The sequence below is a fragment of the Massilia sp. UYP34 genome (genome assembly GCF_056279385.1).
Genome location: NZ_JBWBRF010000012.1, coordinates 115,381 through 132,894 on the forward strand (window position 1 = coordinate 115,381; position 17,514 = coordinate 132,894).

Below are 17,514 nucleotides of genomic sequence, written 5' to 3' on the forward strand. Positions count from 1 at the left end.
CGAATGGTTCACATGCTCCCACTGACTCGGAACCTGGTGCACACGCCATGCTTTGGGAAGATCCAGTCGCGTGCTATCTGGCTTTCGTACCGTGCGCCTGCGGTCGCGAAGGATATTCCTGTTCATAAATACGGTTGGGATGAATGACCAATCGCTTCGCCAGGTCGTTCAGCGCTTTGCTGTGGTACAAGTCCATGCACTTCAAGAAATCGAACCGCACGTCCTTGATTTCCGATTCGACCAGCGGATTAGAATAATCCCGTGCCAGGTAGCTGTCCACCAAGGAATTGACTGAGTCCGGACTCCGATCCATATCGAAGTACGTCCAGTCTCGCAACGCGCTGATGCTGCTTCCGGCATCCTTTGCGACGCCACTGTCTTTCCGATAGGCCCGGGTCAGACAGGTTGCCAGCACCATGTCCTTGTAATTCTGCGCGTAAGTGCGGGTTATAGCCTGCGGGGACGTGGCATCGCGAGCACTGGCATGGATTGGCAATGCCAACAGGGTGGACGCCATCACTGCCAGTCGCAAAGGGGGCAACCTCATGGCAAACTCCAGAAATGTGCATGATCCGTGCGATATTGCGCCTTGGACTCGCCGGTTCAAACGTCTAGCATCATGGCGCGAGCAATGGACGTTGGTCTTTTGTTAGCACAATAGTCGGGCGGATTTCCTCATGACGTGCCAAGGCCTGATCGGCGTTTGCGATGGCGCTTGCTGCAATGAGCAATGCGGGAACAACGAGGGCGCGTTCCGGCCGCTGACGCCGCATCCGCGACGCCATCGACACCGCGGCCGGTCAGCCGGTCAGCCGGTCAGCCGGCCGCCGCCGTTGCGGATGCCGGCCGGATGTTCTGGTTGGTGTGGAACAGATTGTCGGGATCGTAGGTCGCCTTGATCTGCGCCAGGCGCGCATAATTGGCGCCATAGGCATCGAACGACCGCTCGCCTTCGTCCTGCGGCATGAAGTTGACGTAGACGCCGCCGCTCGCATATGGCGCGGCATCGGCAAAGAAGCTGCGTGCCCAGGCGATGCAGCGTTCGTCGTCGGCCGGATCTTCCCAGCGCGTGTGCACGTTCATCACGTACAGCGCGTTGCGGTGCGGATAGGCGGTCGCCTGCGGGGATGGCGCCCCGGCCTGGCCGCCCAGCAATCCAAGAAAGATCTCGCACTGGGATGTGGGCAGGTTGCCGGCGTAGCGCACGACGACGTCGATGGCCTCGTCGCTCAGATGCGTGAAATTATGCGATTTCCAGTAATTGCGCGCGCCCGGCGTCAGCATGGGATCGAAGATCTGCTGCCAGGCCTTGTAGGGCATCGGTCCGACGTGCATGCCCAGCGGTTCGCCCAGCCTGGCGATACGTGCGATGGCGGCGTCCACGGCCTGCCCCTGCGCCGGCGAAAAGACCGGCAGCACCAGCGCGTCCTGTCCATGCGCTTGCGGCGCCAGGAACGGCAGCGGAGGCGCCTTGCGCAGGACGGCCCAGACCGTGAGGTCGGGCGCCATCGAAGCGACCGCATCGCGGTATTGCTGCAAGACCTCGCGGGCCTGGGCGAACGGGTACACGATCAGCCCGGCCGTGATCTGCGGCCCCACCGGATGCAAGGCGAATTCGAAGCGCGTGACCACGCCAAAATTGCCGCCGCCGCCACGGATGGCCCAGAACAGGTCGGGATCGTCGGTCGCGCTCACCTGCCGCCGCTGGGCGTCGGCGGTGATCATCTCGGCCGACAGCAGGTTGTCGGCCGCCAGGCCCAGCGTGCGGCTGAGCCAGCCGAAGCCGCCGCCCAATGTCAGGCCCGCCACGCCGGTGGTGGAATTGATGCCCAGCGGCGTCGCCAGGCCGTAGGCCTGGGCTTCGTGGTCGAAGTCGCGCAGGATGGCGCCGCCTTCCACCCAGGCGCGGCGGCGCTCCGGATCGACGTACACCGATCGCATGCGCGACAGGTCGATCACCAGCCCGTCATCGCACAGCGCGCTGCCGGCGATGTTGTGGCCGCCGCCACGCACGGCCAGCCGCAACTGGTGGTCGCGCGCATAGGCCAGCGAGGCGCGCACGTCGGCCGTGCCGGCGCAGCGCACGATGGCGGCCGGGCGGCGGTCGATCATCGCATTCCAGACGGTGCGGGCCTCATCGTAGCCCGCGGAGTTGGCCTCGAGAAGTTCTCCTCTCAACAGCCCCCTCAACTCATTGAATTGCCCATTCGTCAGCGTGTCCATGACGCACCTCGCAGATGGTTGGTCCGACGTCTCGCTTCATGATAGGAAGGCGATGTGCGTTGACGCAAGCTCAGGAGGTGGAAATAGAGTGCAAGAATAGGGCTTTTTACAATCAGCTCGAACTTGCTCATTGTTGCGCGGTCTTATGCAATATGAGCAAGCTTGTTTCGATCAGAGTCGCCGCCAAGGCGCTTGGTGTCTCGGCCAGCACGCTGCGGCGCTGGGAAGCGAGCGGACGCCTCGTGCCAGTGCGCACCGAGGGTGGCCAGCGCCGCTACGACCTGGCGGCCCTATGCCCCCGGTTCGTCCATGGCGCGCCGGCGCCGCGCCAGACGATCGCCTATGCGCGCGTCTCCAGCCACGACCAGCGCGCCGACCTGGAACGGCAGAAGCAGGTGCTGGAACTGTACTGCGCAAGCCAGGGCTGGTCCTTCGAAACGGTCGCCGACCTTGGCTCGGGCATGAACTACCACAAGAAAGGCCTGGCCCGGCTGCTCGAGGCGATCCTCGCAGGCACGGCCGGACGCCTGGTGCTGACCCACAAGGATCGCCTCCTGCGCTTCGGCGCCGAGCTGGTATTCGCCGTCTGCGAGGCAAAACAGGTCGAGGTCGTCATCATCAACCAGGGCGAGGACAGCAGCTTTGAGGAAGACCTGGCCAGCGACGTGCTGGAGATCATCACCGTCTTTTCTGCACGGCTGTACGGCAGCCGAAGCCACCGGAACAAGAAGCTGATCGACGGGGTGCGCCGCGCCGTTCAGGAGGCGCAGTGCTGATCGCGCACCGCATCCGGCTCGCCCCCAACAACGCCCAGGCCACGTACCTGGCGCGCGCGGCCGGCGTCGCCCGCTTCGCCTACAACTGGGCCCTGGCCGAGTGGCAGAGACAATACGAGGCGTGCAAGGCCAACCCCGCCCTGCCGTCGCCGTCGCAGCTGGCGCTGCGGCGCCAGCTCAACGCCATCAAGCGCGAACAGTTCCCCTGGATGCTCGAGGTGACCAAGAATGCGCCGCAGATGGCGATCATCCAGCTCGGCGAGGCCTTCAAGAATTTCTTCGCGCGCCGCGCGCGCTACCCGACGTTCCGCAAGAAGGGACGGCACGACCGTTTTACCTTGACCAACGACCAGTTCCGCATCGACGGCAAATGCATCCAGATCCCGAAGCTGGGCCCTGTTCGCATGCGCGAAAGCCTGCGCTTTGCCGGCCGCATCGTCTCGGCCACCGTCTCGCGCACTGCCGGGCACTGGTACGCCAGCATCACGGTCGATACCGCAGAGGAAACGCACCTGCCGCCCGCCGACAACCAAGGCGCGGTCGGGGTCGACCTCGGGGTAGCGGCGCTGGCGACCCTGTCGAACGGCGAAGTGTGGACCGGGCCGAAGGCGCTCCGATCCCTGCTCGGGCGGCTGCGCCGGCTGTCGCGCTCCCTCTCGCGCAAGGTCAAGGGCTCGCGCAACCGGGCCAAGGCGAAACTGAAGCTGACCCGGCTGCACGCGAGGATCGGCCACCTGCGCAGCAACGCCTTGCACCAGCTCACCAGCAGCATCGCGCGGCGCTTCCACACCATCGGCATCGAGGACCTGAACGTCAAGGGCATGCTGGGCAACCGGCGCCTGGCGCGCGCGATCGCCGACATGGGTTTCCATGAACTGCGCCGCCAGCTGGACTACAAGGCGGCGTGGCGCGGTGGCCGGGTGGTGGTGGCCGGCCGCTGGTACCCGAGCAGCAAGACGTGCTCGATCTGCGGCCACATGCTGGAGAAGCTCGACCTGGGCACCAGGCAGTGGACCTGCCCGGGCTGCGGGACGGTCCACGACCGCGATGTCAATGCGGCCGCAAACCTTGAAACAATGGCGGTAAGTTCTACCGCGACAGCCTGTGGAGGGGCAGGCGCTGGCGCCGTGCGCGAGCACGGCGTGAAACCGGCCCCGGTGAAGCAGGAATCCAGCAGCGAGCTGGTTTAGGCAATTTCGACCAGCTTTGCACAAGTCTGGAGGAACGGACTGGAGAATCGGCGCTGCCGGGCCACGGCCGAGGCGATTGGTCCAGCGCAAACGGCCGCGCAACCGCGAAGTTTGCCCTTACAGAAACTCGATGAGTTGATGAACTCTACTGTTAATGCTGGAAGTAGCCAGACACGAGTGGTAAAAAAAACGCCAACCTGATGCGGTTGGCGTTTCGTGATCAGCCCTTCTTTTGCGCCGCGATCCAGCGGTCGGTCGCCGCTTCGAGCACGTCGAGCGGCACCGCGCCGTGCGACAGCACTTCGTTGTGGAAGGCGCGCAGGTCGAAGTCCTTGCCCAGGGTCTGTTCGGCGCGCGTGCGCAGTTCGCGCAGCTTCAGTTCGCCGATCTTGTAGCTGAGGGCCTGGCCCGGAATCGCGATATAGCGCTCGACTTCCTGCACCGCCGTCACCTCGTTCTGCGGCACGTTGTCCATGAAGTAGGCGATCGCCTGTTCGCGCGTCCAGCCTTTCGCGTGGATGCCGGTATCGACCACCAGGCGCACGCCGCGCCAGATTTCGGCGGTCAGGCGGCCCACCCACTGCCAGGGATCGTCGTACATGCCGATTTCCTGGCCCAGCATTTCGCTGTACAGGCCCCAGCCTTCCGAGAAGGCGGTGCTGCCGCCGAAGCGGCGGAAGGCCGGCAGGCCGGTCGTTTCCTGCGCCAGGCTGCGTTCGAAGTGGTGGCCCGGAATCGCTTCGTGCAGGAAGAAGGCGGTGGTCGTGAAGTTGGTGCGGGTCTCGGGCTTGTAGGCGTTGAAGTAGAAGACGCCGGGACGCTTGCCGTCGACCGAGCCGCGCTGGTAAGAGGCCGGGGCCGCGCTCACTTCGCGGAAGGCTTCCACCGGACGGATCTCGAACGGCGCCTTGGGCACGCGCGCGAACAGCTGGTCGACCTTGGCCTCGACGCGTGGACGCATCGCCTCGTAGGCCGCCTGGATCTCTTCGCGCGACTTGTAGCGCAGCGCGGGCGCGCTGTTGAGGTGATGGAAGAATTCCTTCAGCGTGCCCTGGAAGCCGACCTTGACCCTGGCTTCTTCGAACTGGGCGCGGATGCGCGCGACTTCGCCGAGGCCGATTTCGTGGATCTGTTCCGGCGTCAGGTCGGTCGTGGTCGAGCGGCGCGCGAGGAAGGCATACCAATCCTTGCCGCCGGGAAGAGCGCCGATGCCGGCCGTGTCGCGGCCCGCAGGCAGGTAGGTGTCCTTCATGAAGGCCAGCAGCTTGCGGTTGGCAGGCGCCAGCTGTTCGCGCACCATCTTGCCATAGGCATCCAGCAGGCGCGCCTTGTCGGCGGCGCTGAAGGAGTCCGGGAATTTCCTGGTCGGCGCCATATAGGTGCTGGTGGCGAGATCGTCCTTGCCGACGTTCTCGAGCTGCGGCAGCACGCGCTGGATCAGCGCCTTCGGCATCACGATGCCCTGCTTGATGCCGGTGCGCATGTCGGCAATCATATGATCGACGGCCGGCGCGTAGCCGGCGGCGCGCTGGAGCCAGTTCTCGTAGTCCTGCACGGTCTGGAACGGCTGCGTGGAGGCGCCCGAACCCAGCTGGGCCATCAGCAGATGCAGGCCCGAGAACTGGTCCACCGGCACCAGGTTGGACGGGAAGCGCAGGCCGTCGAGGTCTTGCTGCAGGCGGTAGCGCAGCAGGTCATAGCTGATGCGGTCTTCCGACGGCAGCGGCGCGGGATCGAACCTGGCGCTGCTGGCGAGGTATTTTTCGGCCAGCGCGCGGGTCTGCTTGCGGCTCTCGGCCGACGAGGTCGGGCCGAAGCGGTCGTTGTAGCGATGGTCGCCATTGAAGGTGGCGGCGATCGGGTTCTCGCGCAGGTAGTCTTCCCAGTAGTCGCTATACAGCTGGTTCATCTTTTCCGGCGTGGCCGGCGTCTTGACCTGGGCAAAAGCGGGGAGGGCGGCGAACAGCACGGTGCACAGCGCAGTGCACAGGATAGGGGGGAGCGAGCGGGTCATGTCTTCTCTAGGTGATCAGGGCAATGCAAGAATAACATGAGGTCGAACCGGTGCAATCGACCAGCCTGCGACGGCAGAGCGCCGGCCCGGATTGGCCGGCGCTGCCTCGTGATGTGGCGGTCGGAGTCAGATCACGCCCTGCGCCAGCATGGCGTCGGCCACTTTCACGAAGCCGGCGATGTTGGCGCCGTCCACGTAGCTGATGCTGCCGTCGGCGCGCGCGCCGTATTTCAGGCAAGCCGCATGGATGCCCTGCATGATCTGCAGCAGGCGGGCATCGACCTCTTCGCTCGGCCAGGACAGGCGTTCCGCGTTCTGGCTCATCTCCAGGCCCGAGGTGGCGACGCCGCCGGCGTTGCTGGCCTTGCCGGGAGCGTACAGGACGCCCGCGGCCTCGAACGCTTTGGCGGCCGCGATGGTCGACGGCATATTGGCCCCTTCGGCCACGCACAGCACGCCGTTCCGGATCAGGACCGCGGCATCATCGGCATCGAGTTCGTTCTGGGTTGCGCAAGGCAGCGCCACGTCGACCGGCACGTGCCACGGGCGCACGCCGGCTTCGAAGCGGCTGCCGGTGCGTTCGGCGTAGTCGCTGACGCGGCCGTACAGGTGGTTCTTCACCTCCATCAGGATCGCCAGCTTCTCGGACGTGAATCCTTCGGTGTCGATCACCGTGCCGCTCGAGTCGGACACCGTGACGACCCTGGCGCCAAGCGACATCGCCTTCTCCACGGCGTACTGCGCCACGTTGCCCGAGCCCGACACGCTCACGCGCAGGCCATCGAACGACCGGCCCCGCGTCTTGAGCATTTCTTGCGCAAAGTAAACGGTGCCGTAGCCGGTGGCCTCGGGCCGCATCAGTGAGCCGCCGAAACTCAGGCCTTTGCCGGTGAACACGCAGTCGGCCCGGTTGCTCAGCTTTTTCATCATGCCGGCCATGTAGCCGACTTCGCGCGCACCGACCCCAATGTCGCCTGCCGGCACGTCGGTGTCGGCGCCGACATGGCGAAACAGCTCGCTGACGAAAGCCTGGCAGAAGCGCATGACCTCGCCCGGACTCTTGCCCTTGGGGTCGAAGTCGGAGCCGCCCTTGCCGCCGCCCATGGGCAGGGTGGTCAGCGCGTTCTTGAACGTCTGTTCGAAGGCGAGGAACTTCAGCACCGACAAGGTGACCGAGGGATGGAAGCGCATGCCGCCTTTATAGGGGCCGATCGCCATGCTGTGCTGGATCCGGTAGCCGCGGTTGACCTGTACCTGGCCGTGGTCGTCCACCCACGCGACGCGGAACATCACCACACGCTCGGGCTCGACCAGCCGGTCGAGCAGGCCATGCTCGGCATACCTGGGATGCTGTTCGATGAATGGCCACAGGCTTTCCATCACTTCGGTGACGGCCTGCAAAAATTCGCCCTGGCCGGGATTGCGGTCGGCAACGTGCTGCAAAAACTGGTGTACGGATTCGTATTTCATGGTGGATCCTAAAGATTGAAAATGTCGGAATTCGGGTGCCTCGCCATCGGCGCCGTTTTTTCGACGTCATGTGCGGCGCGGTCGCGCGCGGACGGAGGCGCCGGCCAGCTGGCGGCCGGGGGTCGTCACATCGGCGGGCGTCACCTTGTAGGCTCGGCGTAACCGTATTGAGGGTGGGTTGCTACCCGGGAGTCTGAAACGCCAGCCTGTGGGCTGGAATCCTGATGATGCGGTTCATGGCGAACCGGGACGGCGTCGACACCGCGATCGCGGTTGGCCGGTCCGTCGTTCTCGTTTTCTCCCGGGGGAACCATGGTAGCAGAAGCGGTTCACATGAAGTAGTGATGGGTTGATCAACCCGAAACACTTGCAGGCCGATTGTCCAGCGGTAAGCTATCGATGTTGCCATACCAACCCCGAGGAATCCCATGAAACCGCTGTTCTCCTCCGAAGAGGAAGCGAAGGCCGCATCGACGATCCCCGTGACCCCTGCGGCCGACCTGATCGGGCAGGTGTCGTCGTTCCTGACGGTCACCTTGCCCGCGCTCGGGATGGCGCAGGCGCAAGGCGCGGGTGAGGCAGGGCGCGGGTGAACACGGCCGCTCGGGCGGCCATGTTTGAGGCGCGGACCGTCAATACGCGCATGCTTCCCTGCGATATTTGCTCATCAAGAAGCTTTTCGGCAGCCCGGCTTCTGCGTAATATGTGCGCCTGATGTGTCTTTGAAATAACAGCTAGCCAGCATTTTCAGCGTACCGGCGCGCTCGCCGCTGCGCGTATCGCACTTATCAACATTCCTCGTCAAGCAAAGGCAACGATGACTGCACAAGCAACTGGTTCCACACCGCGTGGATTGAACCGTGTCCTGAACTGGATCGAGGTGGCGGGCAACAAGCTGCCCGATCCGGCCATCCTGTTCGCCCTGTTGTTGGCCGTGGTCTGGGCCACGTCGTGGGCCATGTCCGGCCTGGTCTTCAGCGACATCGACCCGCGCACCGGCCAGCCGATCGAGGTCAGGAATCTCCTGGCGCCGGCGGCCCTGACGGACTTCATGGCGAAGATGGTCACTACCTTCGTCTCATTCCCGCCCCTGGGCGTGGTGCTGGTGGCGATGCTGGGGCTGGGCGTGGCGGAATACACGGGCTTCATCAATGCGGGGCTGCGCAAGATCCTGGCGGTGACCCCCATGTTCCTGCTGACGCCCGTGCTGATCGGCGTCGGCATCCTGAGCCACGTCGCCGTCGATGCCGGCTACGTGCTGGTCATCCCATTGGGCGCCGTCATCTTCTATGCCGCCGGGCGTCATCCGCTGGCCGGCATCGCGGCCGCCTTCGCCGGCGTGTCGGGCGGCTTTTCCGCGACCTTCTTCGTGCCGTCGAGCCTGGACCCGCTGCTGGCCGGCCTGACCCAGGTCGCCGCGCGGCTGTCGGTCGACCCGGCCGCCGCGTCGATCGTGATCAATCCGCTGAACAATTACTACTTCACGACGGCGTCGACCTTCCTCGTGATCCTGGTCGGCTGGTTCCTGACCGACAAAATCATCGAGCCGCGCCTGGCGAAGTCGCCGGTCGACGGCGATCCTGCCGGGCTGCCCACCATGGACGCCCTGCAGCCGAACGAGACCAGGGGCCTGCGCTGGGCCGGGATCGCGATGCTCGTCAGCCTGGCCCTGCTGGTGTTCTCGCTGGTGCCGGAAGGCTCGGCCTGGCGCGCGCCGGAAACCGGCGCCCTGACGCATTCGTCCGCGCCGCTGATGCAGTCGATCGTCGCGCTGATCTTCATCTTCTTCCTGATCCCGGGCGTGGTGTATGGCTATGTCGCCGGCACCGCGAAGAACCATCGTGACATCGTCAAGGGCATGAGCCATGCGATGAGCGGCATGGGGTACTACGTGGTCATGGCATTCTTCTGCGCGCAGTTCATCTTCGCGTTCGGGCAGTCCAACCTCGGCGCCCTCATCGCCCTCAAGGGGGCATTGTGGCTCAAGGAGATGGCGTTCCCGCTCGGCGTCACGCTGGCGGGCATCGTGCTCCTGTCCGCCACGGTCAACCTGTTCATCGGGTCGGCATCGGCCAAGTGGGCCCTGATCGCGGCGGTGATGGTGCCGATGCTGATGGAACTCGGGGTGTCGCCCGACATGACCCAGGCGGCCTACCGGGTGGGCGATTCCTCGACCAATATCATCACGCCCCTGCTGCCATACTTCCCGTTGATCATCGTCTTTTGCAGGAAATACGTGCAGTCGACCGGCATCGGCACCCTGATCGCGCTGATGCTTCCTTATTCGCTCAGCCTGCTCGTCATATGGACTGCGTTCCTGCTCGGGTTCTGGGCGCTGGAACTGCCGCTGGGCATCGGCTCTTCGTACACCTATCCGGCGCAGCCCTGAACGGACGGAACGCCGCGCGAGCGGCGGCGGGTGCATGAAACGACCATGCCCACTCGGGGAGTGGGCATGGTCTTGTGTGTCGAGTGCCAAGACCGTCGCTGCCATACAGCGCAAGACCGGCCAGATTCGGCGTTATCCGGTCATGCTTGCAAAGCGTTGGCATGGAAGCGTGCTGTTAAAATTTGCGGCAGCAATCCACTTCGCATCTAAAGGGGCACAAAAATTCTACGTTTTTTAGTCAGCGCGGCCATAGGCAAACCAAGACTAACGATCGCGATTGCTTTGTTCGTGCTGGCAGTCCTGGCCGGCGCGATGACCTATACCGGTTTCCTTGTCATCGGGGTGTTGGCTGAGTATCTCGGTACAGGCCGGTTCGTGGCAGGCTTGCTTCTTGGCGGTCTGTTCGCAAGGATTCCCTGGATAATCAACGGCAAGCTGCGCATTGTTGGGCTGTTACCCCAACCCGTCCGTCGACCAGTGATAGTGAGCTTGCTTGTACTCTGCTCGTTGCACTTCCTGTCGCTGGGCGCCTACATGCCCGTGGTGTTCACTGGGTTCACGACGGCTTTTCTGATCCTGTTCCCCTGGTTGAAGCGAACTGTTTTCGATCGGATGCGATTGTCTGTCTTCAGATTCGCTGGCAAACAGCCTTCCCGAAGCATCGACGACAGGGTGATTGATGCTGAATTCAAAGAAAAGAAAGAATGAGGATTGATTGACCGGCAACACGTAAAGCGCGCCCACAAACAAGAAAGCCACCCGAAGGTGTAATGACGTTAAGTTAAGGCGAAAGTTTTCTTGAGTTAGCGTAAAAACGTCGTATTTGACGGCTAGCTTCAGCAGCTTAACTTAACGGTATTACACCCGAAGGTGGCTGTTCATTTGTCCCTGGTGGCCCGGGACGGAATCGAACCACCGGCACAAGGATTTTCAATCCTGGTTGCTCACGTCAATATGCATTCTCGCCGCCTCACTGGTTATGGAACTGGGGAAGCACGAATTCGGCCAGTTCCTGCATCACTTCTTCCACCGGCCGGCGCGACGGCTTCAGATTGAGCGCCACGTGGTTGACGCCCTGTTCCTGCTGCAGCGTCCACAAGTCGATCAAGGCCTTGCGTCCCATGGTGAAGCGGTTGCCGAGGTAACGCAGCGGGGCTGCCGGATTCGCGTCCAGCTCGAAGAACGACCCGTAGCCGTAGGGCTTGAAGCCTTGGCCTTGCGCGCCGGCGCGCCAGCGGTCCAGCAATTCATCCATGCGGCTGAAATCGCTCATATGACCGATCCAGCCATCCGTATTGCGGGCGATCCAGTCCAGATCCTGGCGCGCACGGCCAACCACCACCAGTGGCAGGCGCTTCGCCCTCGGCTTCGGGATCAGGTCGAGCTTGCCCTCCAGCTTGCCGTAATGGCGGGTTTCAGCGCGCGGGAAGGTTTCTTCGGTGACCGTCCGGATGAGGGAAATGGCTTCCTGGAAGCGTTCGGCACGGTTCTCGAAATCGGCGCCGAAGGCCGGATACTCGACCGGCCGGTCGCCGGTGGATAGTCCCAGCAGTAGCCGGCCGCCCGTTAGCTGGTCCACCGACGCCGCCTGTTTCGCCACGATGATCGGGTCGCGCAAGGGCAGCACGATCCCGGCCGTGCCGAGCGTGATCCGGCTGGTATGCGCAGCCAGGTAGCCCAGGTAGACCATCGGGTCGAGCATCTGTCCGGTGTCGCCGAACTGCGGGTCGTAGAACGGCACGTCGCGCATCCACAGCGCCGCGAAACCGGCTTCGTCGGCCATGCGCGCCAGCCGGGTATGGTCTTGCAAGGTGGGGAAAGGGGAGTCCGGGTAGGCTTCCAGCGGCATGATGAAGCCGAAGCTGAGCTTTCCTGGGGTGAAGACGCGCCGGTAGGCGGCGTGGTCCTGCAGATCCTGTGCTTGCGTGTTCTTGTCGGTCACGGTATCGATTCCTGTTGGGTAAGGCGCTCGGGCGATTCCGAGATGGATTTGCAGCGCCATAAAACATATGCGCATCTTAATGAGATAATTGGGGAATGTGGTTCCCTTATTGGGAAACCGGCCGGCCCCCGACCGAGGTAGAAGATGGAACTGAACAGAATTGGCGATATCGCCGCCTTTGTCGCGGTGGTGAAAGCAGGCAGCTTCACGAATGCCGCGAAGACGACCGGGTTGACGCGGTCGGCGGTCGGCAAGAGTGTGGTACGGCTGGAGGCGCAACTCGGCGTGCGTCTGCTCAACCGCACCACGCGCAGCGTCAGCCTGACCGATGAGGGCCACGCCATGTTCGAGCGGTGCCGGCAGATCCTCGAAGACTTGGAAGAGGTCGACGAAATGATGGCCCGGCGCCGCCTGAAGCCAAGCGGCACGCTGAAGCTGACGGCCCCGCTGTCGTTCGGTCAGCGCCACATCTTGCCGGTGCTGAATGCCTTCCTTTCCCTGTGGCCCGAAATGCAGGCCAATATCTCGTTCACGGACCGGTTCGTCGACGTGGTCGAGGAAGGCTTCGATATCGCCATCCGGATCGGCGAGCCGGCAGCCGATTCGCGCGTGCTGACCCGCACGATCGCATGGCAGCACATGGTGACGTGCGCGTCCCCGGCGTATCTGGCGCGGCGCGGCACGCCGCTCGACCCGCGGCAGTTGCCTGACCACGACACCATCTTCTTCGTGAATGCGGAAAGGCGGCGCACCTGGCGCTTCGCCGGACCGGACGGCGCCTCGACGTTCGAAGGACCGGGCCGGGTCAATATCGACAGCTCCGAAGCCATGCGGGCATCCGCCATCTCGGGCTTCGGCCTGGTGCAGCTTCCACGTTACATGCTGGATGACGCCATACGCGACGGAAGGCTGGTGACGGTGCTCGATGCATTCACGGCCGCGCCCGAGCCGATCAGGGTGGTCTATCCCAGCAAGCGGCATCTGTCGCCGCGGATCCGGGCGTTCATCGATTTTCTGGTAGAGCGCCTGGAGCAGAACGGGGACGATGACGGGCCCGCTCAAGCGCGCTGAACGGCTCCCACGCCGTGACCCAAGTCAGCGGCGGCGCGCATGACGCGGTTGGCGGCGCGCGCGCGGCGCCGGCTGGACACGCTTGAAGTGCCGGAAGCCGCCCGCATGTTGCTGCAAGGCGCTTCGTCATGACAGGGGATCGGCAATGGCCACCACAGGACCTTCGACGGAAACAATGCGCGGCTGGGCCATCAACGGCTACGGCGGCGAGATCGTGTTAATGGACGACCTTCCGGTTCCTGCACCGGGTCCGCGCGATGTGCTGATCAGGATGCGCAGCGCCGAAGTCGGCATCTGGGACGAGCTGGTGCGCACCGGCGCATGCAACGTGGCGCGCTCGTTCCCGCTGGTGCTGGGCCTGGGTGGCGCGGGCACGATCGCGGCGGTGGGCGCGCAGGTCGAGGGCTTTGCCAAGGACCAGTATGTGTACGCCTACAATTATCCGCTGGCGGACAATGGGTCGTGGGCGGAGTACATGCTGGTGCCCGACAGCTACGTCGCGCGCGTGCCGACCTCGATCGCGCTGATGGAGGCCGGCGGATTGCCGATCGCCGGGCTGAGCGCGTATGAAGCGCTGATCGACCTGCTCGGCGTCAAGGAAGACGAGATCGTGCTGGTCAGCGCCGGCGCCGGCGGGGTCGGCCACCTCGCGGTACAGATCGCGTCGCTGTTCGGCGCGCGTGTCGGCGCGACCGCCAGCCGCCGCAACCGGGATTTCCTGGCCGACCTGGGCGCCGAGGCGGTGATCGACTATACCGACGAAGACGACCTGGCCAAGGCAATCCTGGCGGTCTTTCCCGGCGGCGTCGACAAGGTCCTCAACTGCGTTCGCGGCGAGGATGCGAACGACTACGTGTGGGCGCTCAAGGAGGGCGGGAAGATGGTCGACCTGACCGGTTCGGTATCGGTCGACCGGCCTGGTGTGGAAATTATTTCGCACCATGTGGTGCGCGGAAACGGCGCGCGCCTGGCGGAGCTGGCCCGCCTGGTCGACGACGGCGCGCTGCAGGTGGCGTTACACGACATCGTGCCGTTCGCCGATGCCCAGGACGCACTCGACGAGGTGCTCACCGGCCATGTGCGCGGCAAGGTCGTTCTCAGGATAATGTGACCCCTTCAAATCAATGCAAGATCACGACAGGAGCAATCATGCGCAAGACTAAATTTCCCTCGGGCGAGGAAGTGCCGGTACTCGGACAAGGCACCTGGGGCTTGGGGGAACGTACCGAGAATCGCCAGAACGAAATCGATGCGCTGCGTTTCGGCATCGACGTCGGCATGACGCTGATCGACACGGCAGAAATGTACGGCGACGGCGCGTCCGAGGAATTGGTCGGCAAGGCGCTCGAAGGACGCAGGGCGGAGGCCTTCATCGTCGACAAGGTGCTTCCCCATAACGCGACGCGGCAAGGCACGGTCGCGGCCTGCGAGAAGAGCCTGCGCCGCCTCAAGACCGACCGCATCGACCTGTACCTGCTGCACTGGCGCGGCGCGGTGCCGCTGGAGGAAACGCTGGCCGCTTTCGACGATCTGATCCGCGCCGGAAAAATCCGCTACTGGGGTGTGAGTAATTTCGATGTGCCGGACATGGAGCAAGTCGCCAGCCTGTCGGACGGGGCGGCGGTTGCGACCAACCAGGTGCTGTACAACCTGACCCGGCGCGGCATCGAGTACGACCTGATGCCATGGTGCGAGCAGCGTCACATTCCGGTCATGGCGTATTCGCCGCTGGAGCAGGGCCGCCTGATGGGGCATCCTGTGCTTCGGCGCATCGCCGATGAAAATTCCGCCACGCCGGCCCAGATCGCCCTGGCCTGGGTGCTGCGCAAGGAAAACCTGATCGCCGTCCCGAAGGCCAGCATGCCCGGGCATGTGAAGCAGAACCGGATCGCGCTCGACATTCACCTGAGGCGCGACGAGCTTGCCGAGCTGGACCGCGCGTTCCCGCCGCCCGACCACAAGATGCCGTTGGAAATGATTTGAGCCGGCCGGCCCGAATGTAACGGCGAAGTTTCCATCAGGGCCGGCATGCCGTGCCCGCCCTGAGGCAGGACAGGTCACGCCTGCGCATCGATATGGTTGGCCCAGCGCGGATGACGCTCGGCATGGGTGCGCATCGCCTTCAGCGCCCGCAGCGAGCGCTCCAGCTTGCCATATGGGTCGCCGCCTTCGTCCCAGCCCAGATAGCCGAGCATGCCCGTGTAGCCGAGGCGGTGCAGCAGTGCGATCACCGCGAAGTTATCCATTTCCCCGGTGTCCAGCGGTTCGATGGTGGCGACCTGGCCGAATCCGAGCGGGCTGCGGCGGCTGCCGGAGAGGTTCACCTGCCGCAGGTAAGGCAGCGCTTGCTTGAGGAGCGGCGCCAGACCGGCGCCCTCGACCGCGTACCAGTGGTAGCCGCAGAACACGACGCCCAGGTTCGGATGCGCCAGCGCCGTGCACAGGCGGATCGCATCGGCAAATTTCTCCACCCAGAACGACAGGTGGTGATACAGCAGGATCTGGATGTGGCGCGCCGCCGCGATGGCCAGCGCGCGCTGGAGCCATGCCGCCACCGGCGCGTCGCCTGCGGGGTCGGACGGGCGCAGATGGGGTGCGGCGCTCCGGATCGCGAGTTGAACCGTCGATCCCTCGGGCATGGTCTGGAGCATGGTCAGGATGCCGCTGTTGCGCGGATCCTGTTCGCCCTGCGCCAGGTTCAGCACCACGTACACGCCGGCCGGATCGATGCCGAAACGCGACTTCATGCTCGCCAGTTGCTCCGCCTGCGCCCAGTTGCGGCCGTCCCATACCGACAGCAGCATCGCATCGTAGCCGACTGCGTGACTGATCTCGCAGCAGTCGTCGAAGTCGTACACGCCCATCGAACTGTAGAACGCGAAGTCCATCGCATAGTATTTCTGTTCCATTTGATCTCTCCCACCCTTGCCCGTGACGCGAACATGATGCCACTGTCCTCGGGCGACAGCGCGCGGATTCGTTCATGCGCGGGCTCGAAAATCGTGCAAGCCGGTCATCTTTTACCAGCCTTGCCTTCCGCGCCATCTGATATATAGTGGACCTAGCTCGCCACCTCCCGTAGCTATGCGTTACCGGGTTTTTAAGCGATCAAGGAGGTCAGCATGAAGGCATTAAAGGCGGGCACATCTGCACCAGAATTCGAACTGAATTCCACTCCCGACCAGCGTGTAAAGCTCTCGGATTTTCGTGGCCAGCGTGTGGTCCTCGCGTTCTATCCGGCCGACTGGAGTCCGATCTGCGGCGACCAGCTGGCAATCTACAACGAGCTGCGCGACGAGTTCTCCAAACACAACGCGATCTGCCTCGGCATTTCAGTCGACGGCGCCTGGTGCCATGCCGCCTTTCGCGAGCAGCGCGGCTACAAACTTGCGCTGCTGTCCGACTTCGAGCCCAAGGGCGAAGTTGCCCGCAACTACAACGTATACCGGAGCGGGGAAGGGGTGAGCGAACGGGCTTTGTTCGTCATCGATGAGGAAGGCGTGGTGCGCTGGGCTCATGTTTCCCCGATCGGCATCAACCCGGGCGCCGACGGTATCCTCAAGGCGCTCGAAGAAATGGATGGGGGGAAATCATGAGTTTAGTAAAGCCAATCGATGACACCGACCACGTGCTGGGCCTGACGGATGCGCCGGTAACATTGGTTGAGTATGGCGATTTTCAATGTCCGCACTGCAGAGCGGCGCACTTTTATCTGAAGAACGTGCTGGCGACGGTGAGGGACGAGATGCGTTTCGTGTTCCGTCACATGCCGCTGACCCAGATCCACCCGATGGCGCAACTGGCGGCCGAGGCGGCCGAAGCGGCTGGCGCCCAGGGCAAGTTCTGGCTCATGCACGACTTGATCTACGAGAACCAGGATCTGCTCAGCCCGGTGCTGCTGACGCGGCTGGGCCAGCGTCTCGGGCTCGACATGCAGCTTTTCACCGACGATGTGGCGTCCCACCGCTTTCTTCCCAAGGTGAAAGACGACTTCATGAGCGCCGTGCGCAGCGGCGCGGCCGGCACGCCAACGTTCTTCATCAATGGCGAGCGGTATGAAGGCAGCTTCGACGATGAGTCCCTGATCGACGCCATGCGCTTTGCCGCGCGGGCGCATGCCTCTCACGCGACGAGGGGGCACCACGCCCCACGGCCGAAGGTGCACTGACTGCGGCCAGCGTGGGCGCCGTGCCCATGCCGAGGACCTTGGCCCGTGCGACGCTGCCGGCGCCGGGCGTTCGCCCGGCGGACACGGGAAGGAATACCGCACCGGAAAACAACAACGCCACCCGAGGGGTGGCGTCTTGTTTATTCTTGGTGGCCCGGGGCGGAATCGAACCTACCTGTTCAGTGCCGTGCGATCATTTTCCTCGCCGTAGCTGGCCTTTGTTCCGAGCAAAGGCTATGCTCGACGACTTGATTGCTGGGTTCAGCAGTCC

At 63.9% G+C, this 17,514-nt stretch carries 16 protein-coding genes and 1 tRNA gene; 10 read left to right on the forward strand and 7 right to left on the reverse strand.

Annotated features, from left to right (window positions below; translation table 11 throughout):
• Positions 1-73: 73 nt before the first annotated feature.
• Together ACZ9AQ_RS17625 and ACZ9AQ_RS17630 are read right to left on the reverse strand one after the other, a co-directional pair.
• Complete coding sequence (locus ACZ9AQ_RS17625; protein WP_429205853.1) at positions 74-547, reverse strand: type VI secretion system amidase immunity protein Tai4; 474 nt, start codon at positions 545-547, stop codon at positions 74-76.
• 269 nt (positions 548-816) lie between these two features.
• Positions 817-2,223 (reverse strand): FAD-binding oxidoreductase, encoded by a 1,407-nt coding sequence (locus ACZ9AQ_RS17630; RefSeq protein WP_429205852.1) that lies wholly within the window; start codon positions 2,221-2,223, stop codon positions 817-819.
• Positions 2,224-2,375: 152 nt separating this feature from the next.
• Between ACZ9AQ_RS17630 and ACZ9AQ_RS17635 the strand changes: the two genes are divergently transcribed.
• Both ACZ9AQ_RS17635 and ACZ9AQ_RS17640 read left to right on the forward strand, forming a co-directional pair.
• Positions 2,376-2,999 (forward strand): IS607 family transposase, encoded by a 624-nt coding sequence (locus ACZ9AQ_RS17635; RefSeq protein ID WP_476108247.1) that lies wholly within the window; start codon positions 2,376-2,378, stop codon positions 2,997-2,999.
• Positions 2,993-4,189 (forward strand): RNA-guided endonuclease InsQ/TnpB family protein, encoded by a 1,197-nt coding sequence (locus ACZ9AQ_RS17640; RefSeq protein ID WP_476108248.1) that lies wholly within the window; start codon positions 2,993-2,995, stop codon positions 4,187-4,189. The genes ACZ9AQ_RS17635 and ACZ9AQ_RS17640 overlap by 7 nt, the downstream gene beginning before the upstream one ends.
• 220 nt (positions 4,190-4,409) lie before the next feature.
• Here ACZ9AQ_RS17640 and ACZ9AQ_RS17645 read toward each other — a convergent pair whose 3' ends face one another.
• Both ACZ9AQ_RS17645 and gdhA read right to left on the reverse strand, forming a co-directional pair.
• Complete coding sequence (locus ACZ9AQ_RS17645; RefSeq protein WP_429207213.1) at positions 4,410-6,203, reverse strand: DUF885 domain-containing protein; 1,794 nt, start codon at positions 6,201-6,203, stop codon at positions 4,410-4,412.
• A 126-nt stretch (positions 6,204-6,329) separates the two neighbouring features.
• A complete protein-coding gene (gene gdhA, locus ACZ9AQ_RS17650; protein ID WP_429207211.1) occupies positions 6,330-7,673 on the reverse strand; it encodes an NADP-specific glutamate dehydrogenase in 1,344 nt (447 codons plus the stop codon).
• A 428-nt stretch (positions 7,674-8,101) separates the two neighbouring features.
• On the opposite strand from gdhA, the gene ACZ9AQ_RS17655 reads away from it, so the two are divergent.
• From ACZ9AQ_RS17655 to ACZ9AQ_RS17665, 3 genes are all read left to right on the forward strand, one after another.
• Positions 8,102-8,266, forward strand: coding sequence for a hypothetical protein (locus tag ACZ9AQ_RS17655; protein ID WP_429207209.1), 165 nt, complete (start codon positions 8,102-8,104; stop codon positions 8,264-8,266).
• Positions 8,267-8,490: 224 nt separating this feature from the next.
• Positions 8,491-10,062, forward strand: coding sequence for an AbgT family transporter (locus ACZ9AQ_RS17660; protein ID WP_429207208.1), 1,572 nt, complete (start codon positions 8,491-8,493; stop codon positions 10,060-10,062).
• A gap of 288 nt (positions 10,063-10,350) precedes the next feature.
• A complete protein-coding gene (locus ACZ9AQ_RS17665) occupies positions 10,351-10,770 on the forward strand; it encodes a hypothetical protein (RefSeq protein ID WP_429207206.1) in 420 nt (139 codons plus the stop codon).
• 181 nt (positions 10,771-10,951) lie between these two features.
• Here the strand turns inward: ACZ9AQ_RS17665 and ACZ9AQ_RS17670 are convergent.
• Positions 10,952-11,029 (reverse strand) — tRNA-Phe (locus tag ACZ9AQ_RS17670).
• Positions 11,030-11,032: 3 nt separating this feature from the next.
• Complete coding sequence (locus ACZ9AQ_RS17675) at positions 11,033-12,004, reverse strand: LLM class oxidoreductase (protein ID WP_429207204.1); 972 nt, start codon at positions 12,002-12,004, stop codon at positions 11,033-11,035.
• A 144-nt stretch (positions 12,005-12,148) separates the two neighbouring features.
• On the opposite strand from ACZ9AQ_RS17675, the gene ACZ9AQ_RS17680 reads away from it, so the two are divergent.
• The 3 genes from ACZ9AQ_RS17680 to ACZ9AQ_RS17690 all read left to right on the forward strand — a co-directional run bounded on the left by ACZ9AQ_RS17680 (position 12,149) and on the right by ACZ9AQ_RS17690 (position 15,058).
• Complete coding sequence (locus tag ACZ9AQ_RS17680) at positions 12,149-13,075, forward strand: LysR family transcriptional regulator (protein ID WP_429207203.1); 927 nt, start codon at positions 12,149-12,151, stop codon at positions 13,073-13,075.
• A gap of 175 nt (positions 13,076-13,250) precedes the next feature.
• Positions 13,251-14,186: an NADP-dependent oxidoreductase gene (locus tag ACZ9AQ_RS17685; protein ID WP_429207201.1), complete on the forward strand. Its 936-nt coding sequence runs from the start codon at positions 13,251-13,253 to the stop codon at positions 14,184-14,186.
• Positions 14,187-14,224: 38 nt separating this feature from the next.
• Positions 14,225-15,058 (forward strand): aldo/keto reductase, encoded by an 834-nt coding sequence (locus tag ACZ9AQ_RS17690; protein WP_429207200.1) that lies wholly within the window; start codon positions 14,225-14,227, stop codon positions 15,056-15,058.
• Between the two features lie 74 nt (positions 15,059-15,132).
• Here the strand turns inward: ACZ9AQ_RS17690 and ACZ9AQ_RS17695 are convergent, their stop codons facing one another.
• Complete coding sequence (locus tag ACZ9AQ_RS17695) at positions 15,133-15,984, reverse strand: sugar phosphate isomerase/epimerase family protein (protein ID WP_429207198.1); 852 nt, start codon at positions 15,982-15,984, stop codon at positions 15,133-15,135.
• A 213-nt stretch (positions 15,985-16,197) separates the two neighbouring features.
• Between ACZ9AQ_RS17695 and ACZ9AQ_RS17700 the strand changes: the two genes are divergently transcribed.
• Complete coding sequence (locus tag ACZ9AQ_RS17700; protein WP_429207196.1) at positions 16,198-16,671, forward strand: peroxiredoxin; 474 nt, start codon at positions 16,198-16,200, stop codon at positions 16,669-16,671.
• The gene (locus tag ACZ9AQ_RS17705; protein ID WP_429207194.1) at positions 16,668-17,243 is read left to right on the forward strand and encodes a DsbA family protein; all 576 of its coding nucleotides are present in this window, start codon (positions 16,668-16,670) and stop codon (positions 17,241-17,243) included. Before ACZ9AQ_RS17700 ends, ACZ9AQ_RS17705 begins: the two co-directional genes overlap by 4 nt.
• Positions 17,244-17,514 lie beyond the last annotated feature (271 nt).

Coding starts and splice junctions, on each gene's coding strand:
- ACZ9AQ_RS17625 (WP_429205853.1), bottom strand. CDS start 547: ATGAGGTTGCCCCCTTTGCGACTGGCAGTGATGGCGTCCACCCTGTTG.
- ACZ9AQ_RS17630 (WP_429205852.1), bottom strand. CDS start 2,223: ATGGACACGCTGACGAATGGGCAATTCAATGAGTTGAGGGGGCTGTTG.
- ACZ9AQ_RS17635 (WP_476108247.1), top strand. CDS start 2,376: ATGAGCAAGCTTGTTTCGATCAGAGTCGCCGCCAAGGCGCTTGGTGTC.
- ACZ9AQ_RS17645 (WP_429207213.1), bottom strand. CDS start 6,203: ATGACCCGCTCGCTCCCCCCTATCCTGTGCACTGCGCTGTGCACCGTG.
- gdhA (WP_429207211.1), bottom strand. CDS start 7,673: ATGAAATACGAATCCGTACACCAGTTTTTGCAGCACGTTGCCGACCGC.
- ACZ9AQ_RS17655 (WP_429207209.1), top strand. CDS start 8,102: ATGAAACCGCTGTTCTCCTCCGAAGAGGAAGCGAAGGCCGCATCGACG.
- ACZ9AQ_RS17660 (WP_429207208.1), top strand. CDS start 8,491: ATGACTGCACAAGCAACTGGTTCCACACCGCGTGGATTGAACCGTGTC.
- ACZ9AQ_RS17680 (WP_429207203.1), top strand. CDS start 12,149: ATGGAACTGAACAGAATTGGCGATATCGCCGCCTTTGTCGCGGTGGTG.
- ACZ9AQ_RS17685 (WP_429207201.1), top strand. CDS start 13,251: ATGCGCGGCTGGGCCATCAACGGCTACGGCGGCGAGATCGTGTTAATG.
- ACZ9AQ_RS17690 (WP_429207200.1), top strand. CDS start 14,225: ATGCGCAAGACTAAATTTCCCTCGGGCGAGGAAGTGCCGGTACTCGGA.
- ACZ9AQ_RS17695 (WP_429207198.1), bottom strand. CDS start 15,984: ATGGAACAGAAATACTATGCGATGGACTTCGCGTTCTACAGTTCGATG.
- ACZ9AQ_RS17700 (WP_429207196.1), top strand. CDS start 16,198: ATGAAGGCATTAAAGGCGGGCACATCTGCACCAGAATTCGAACTGAAT.
- ACZ9AQ_RS17705 (WP_429207194.1), top strand. CDS start 16,668: ATGAGTTTAGTAAAGCCAATCGATGACACCGACCACGTGCTGGGCCTG.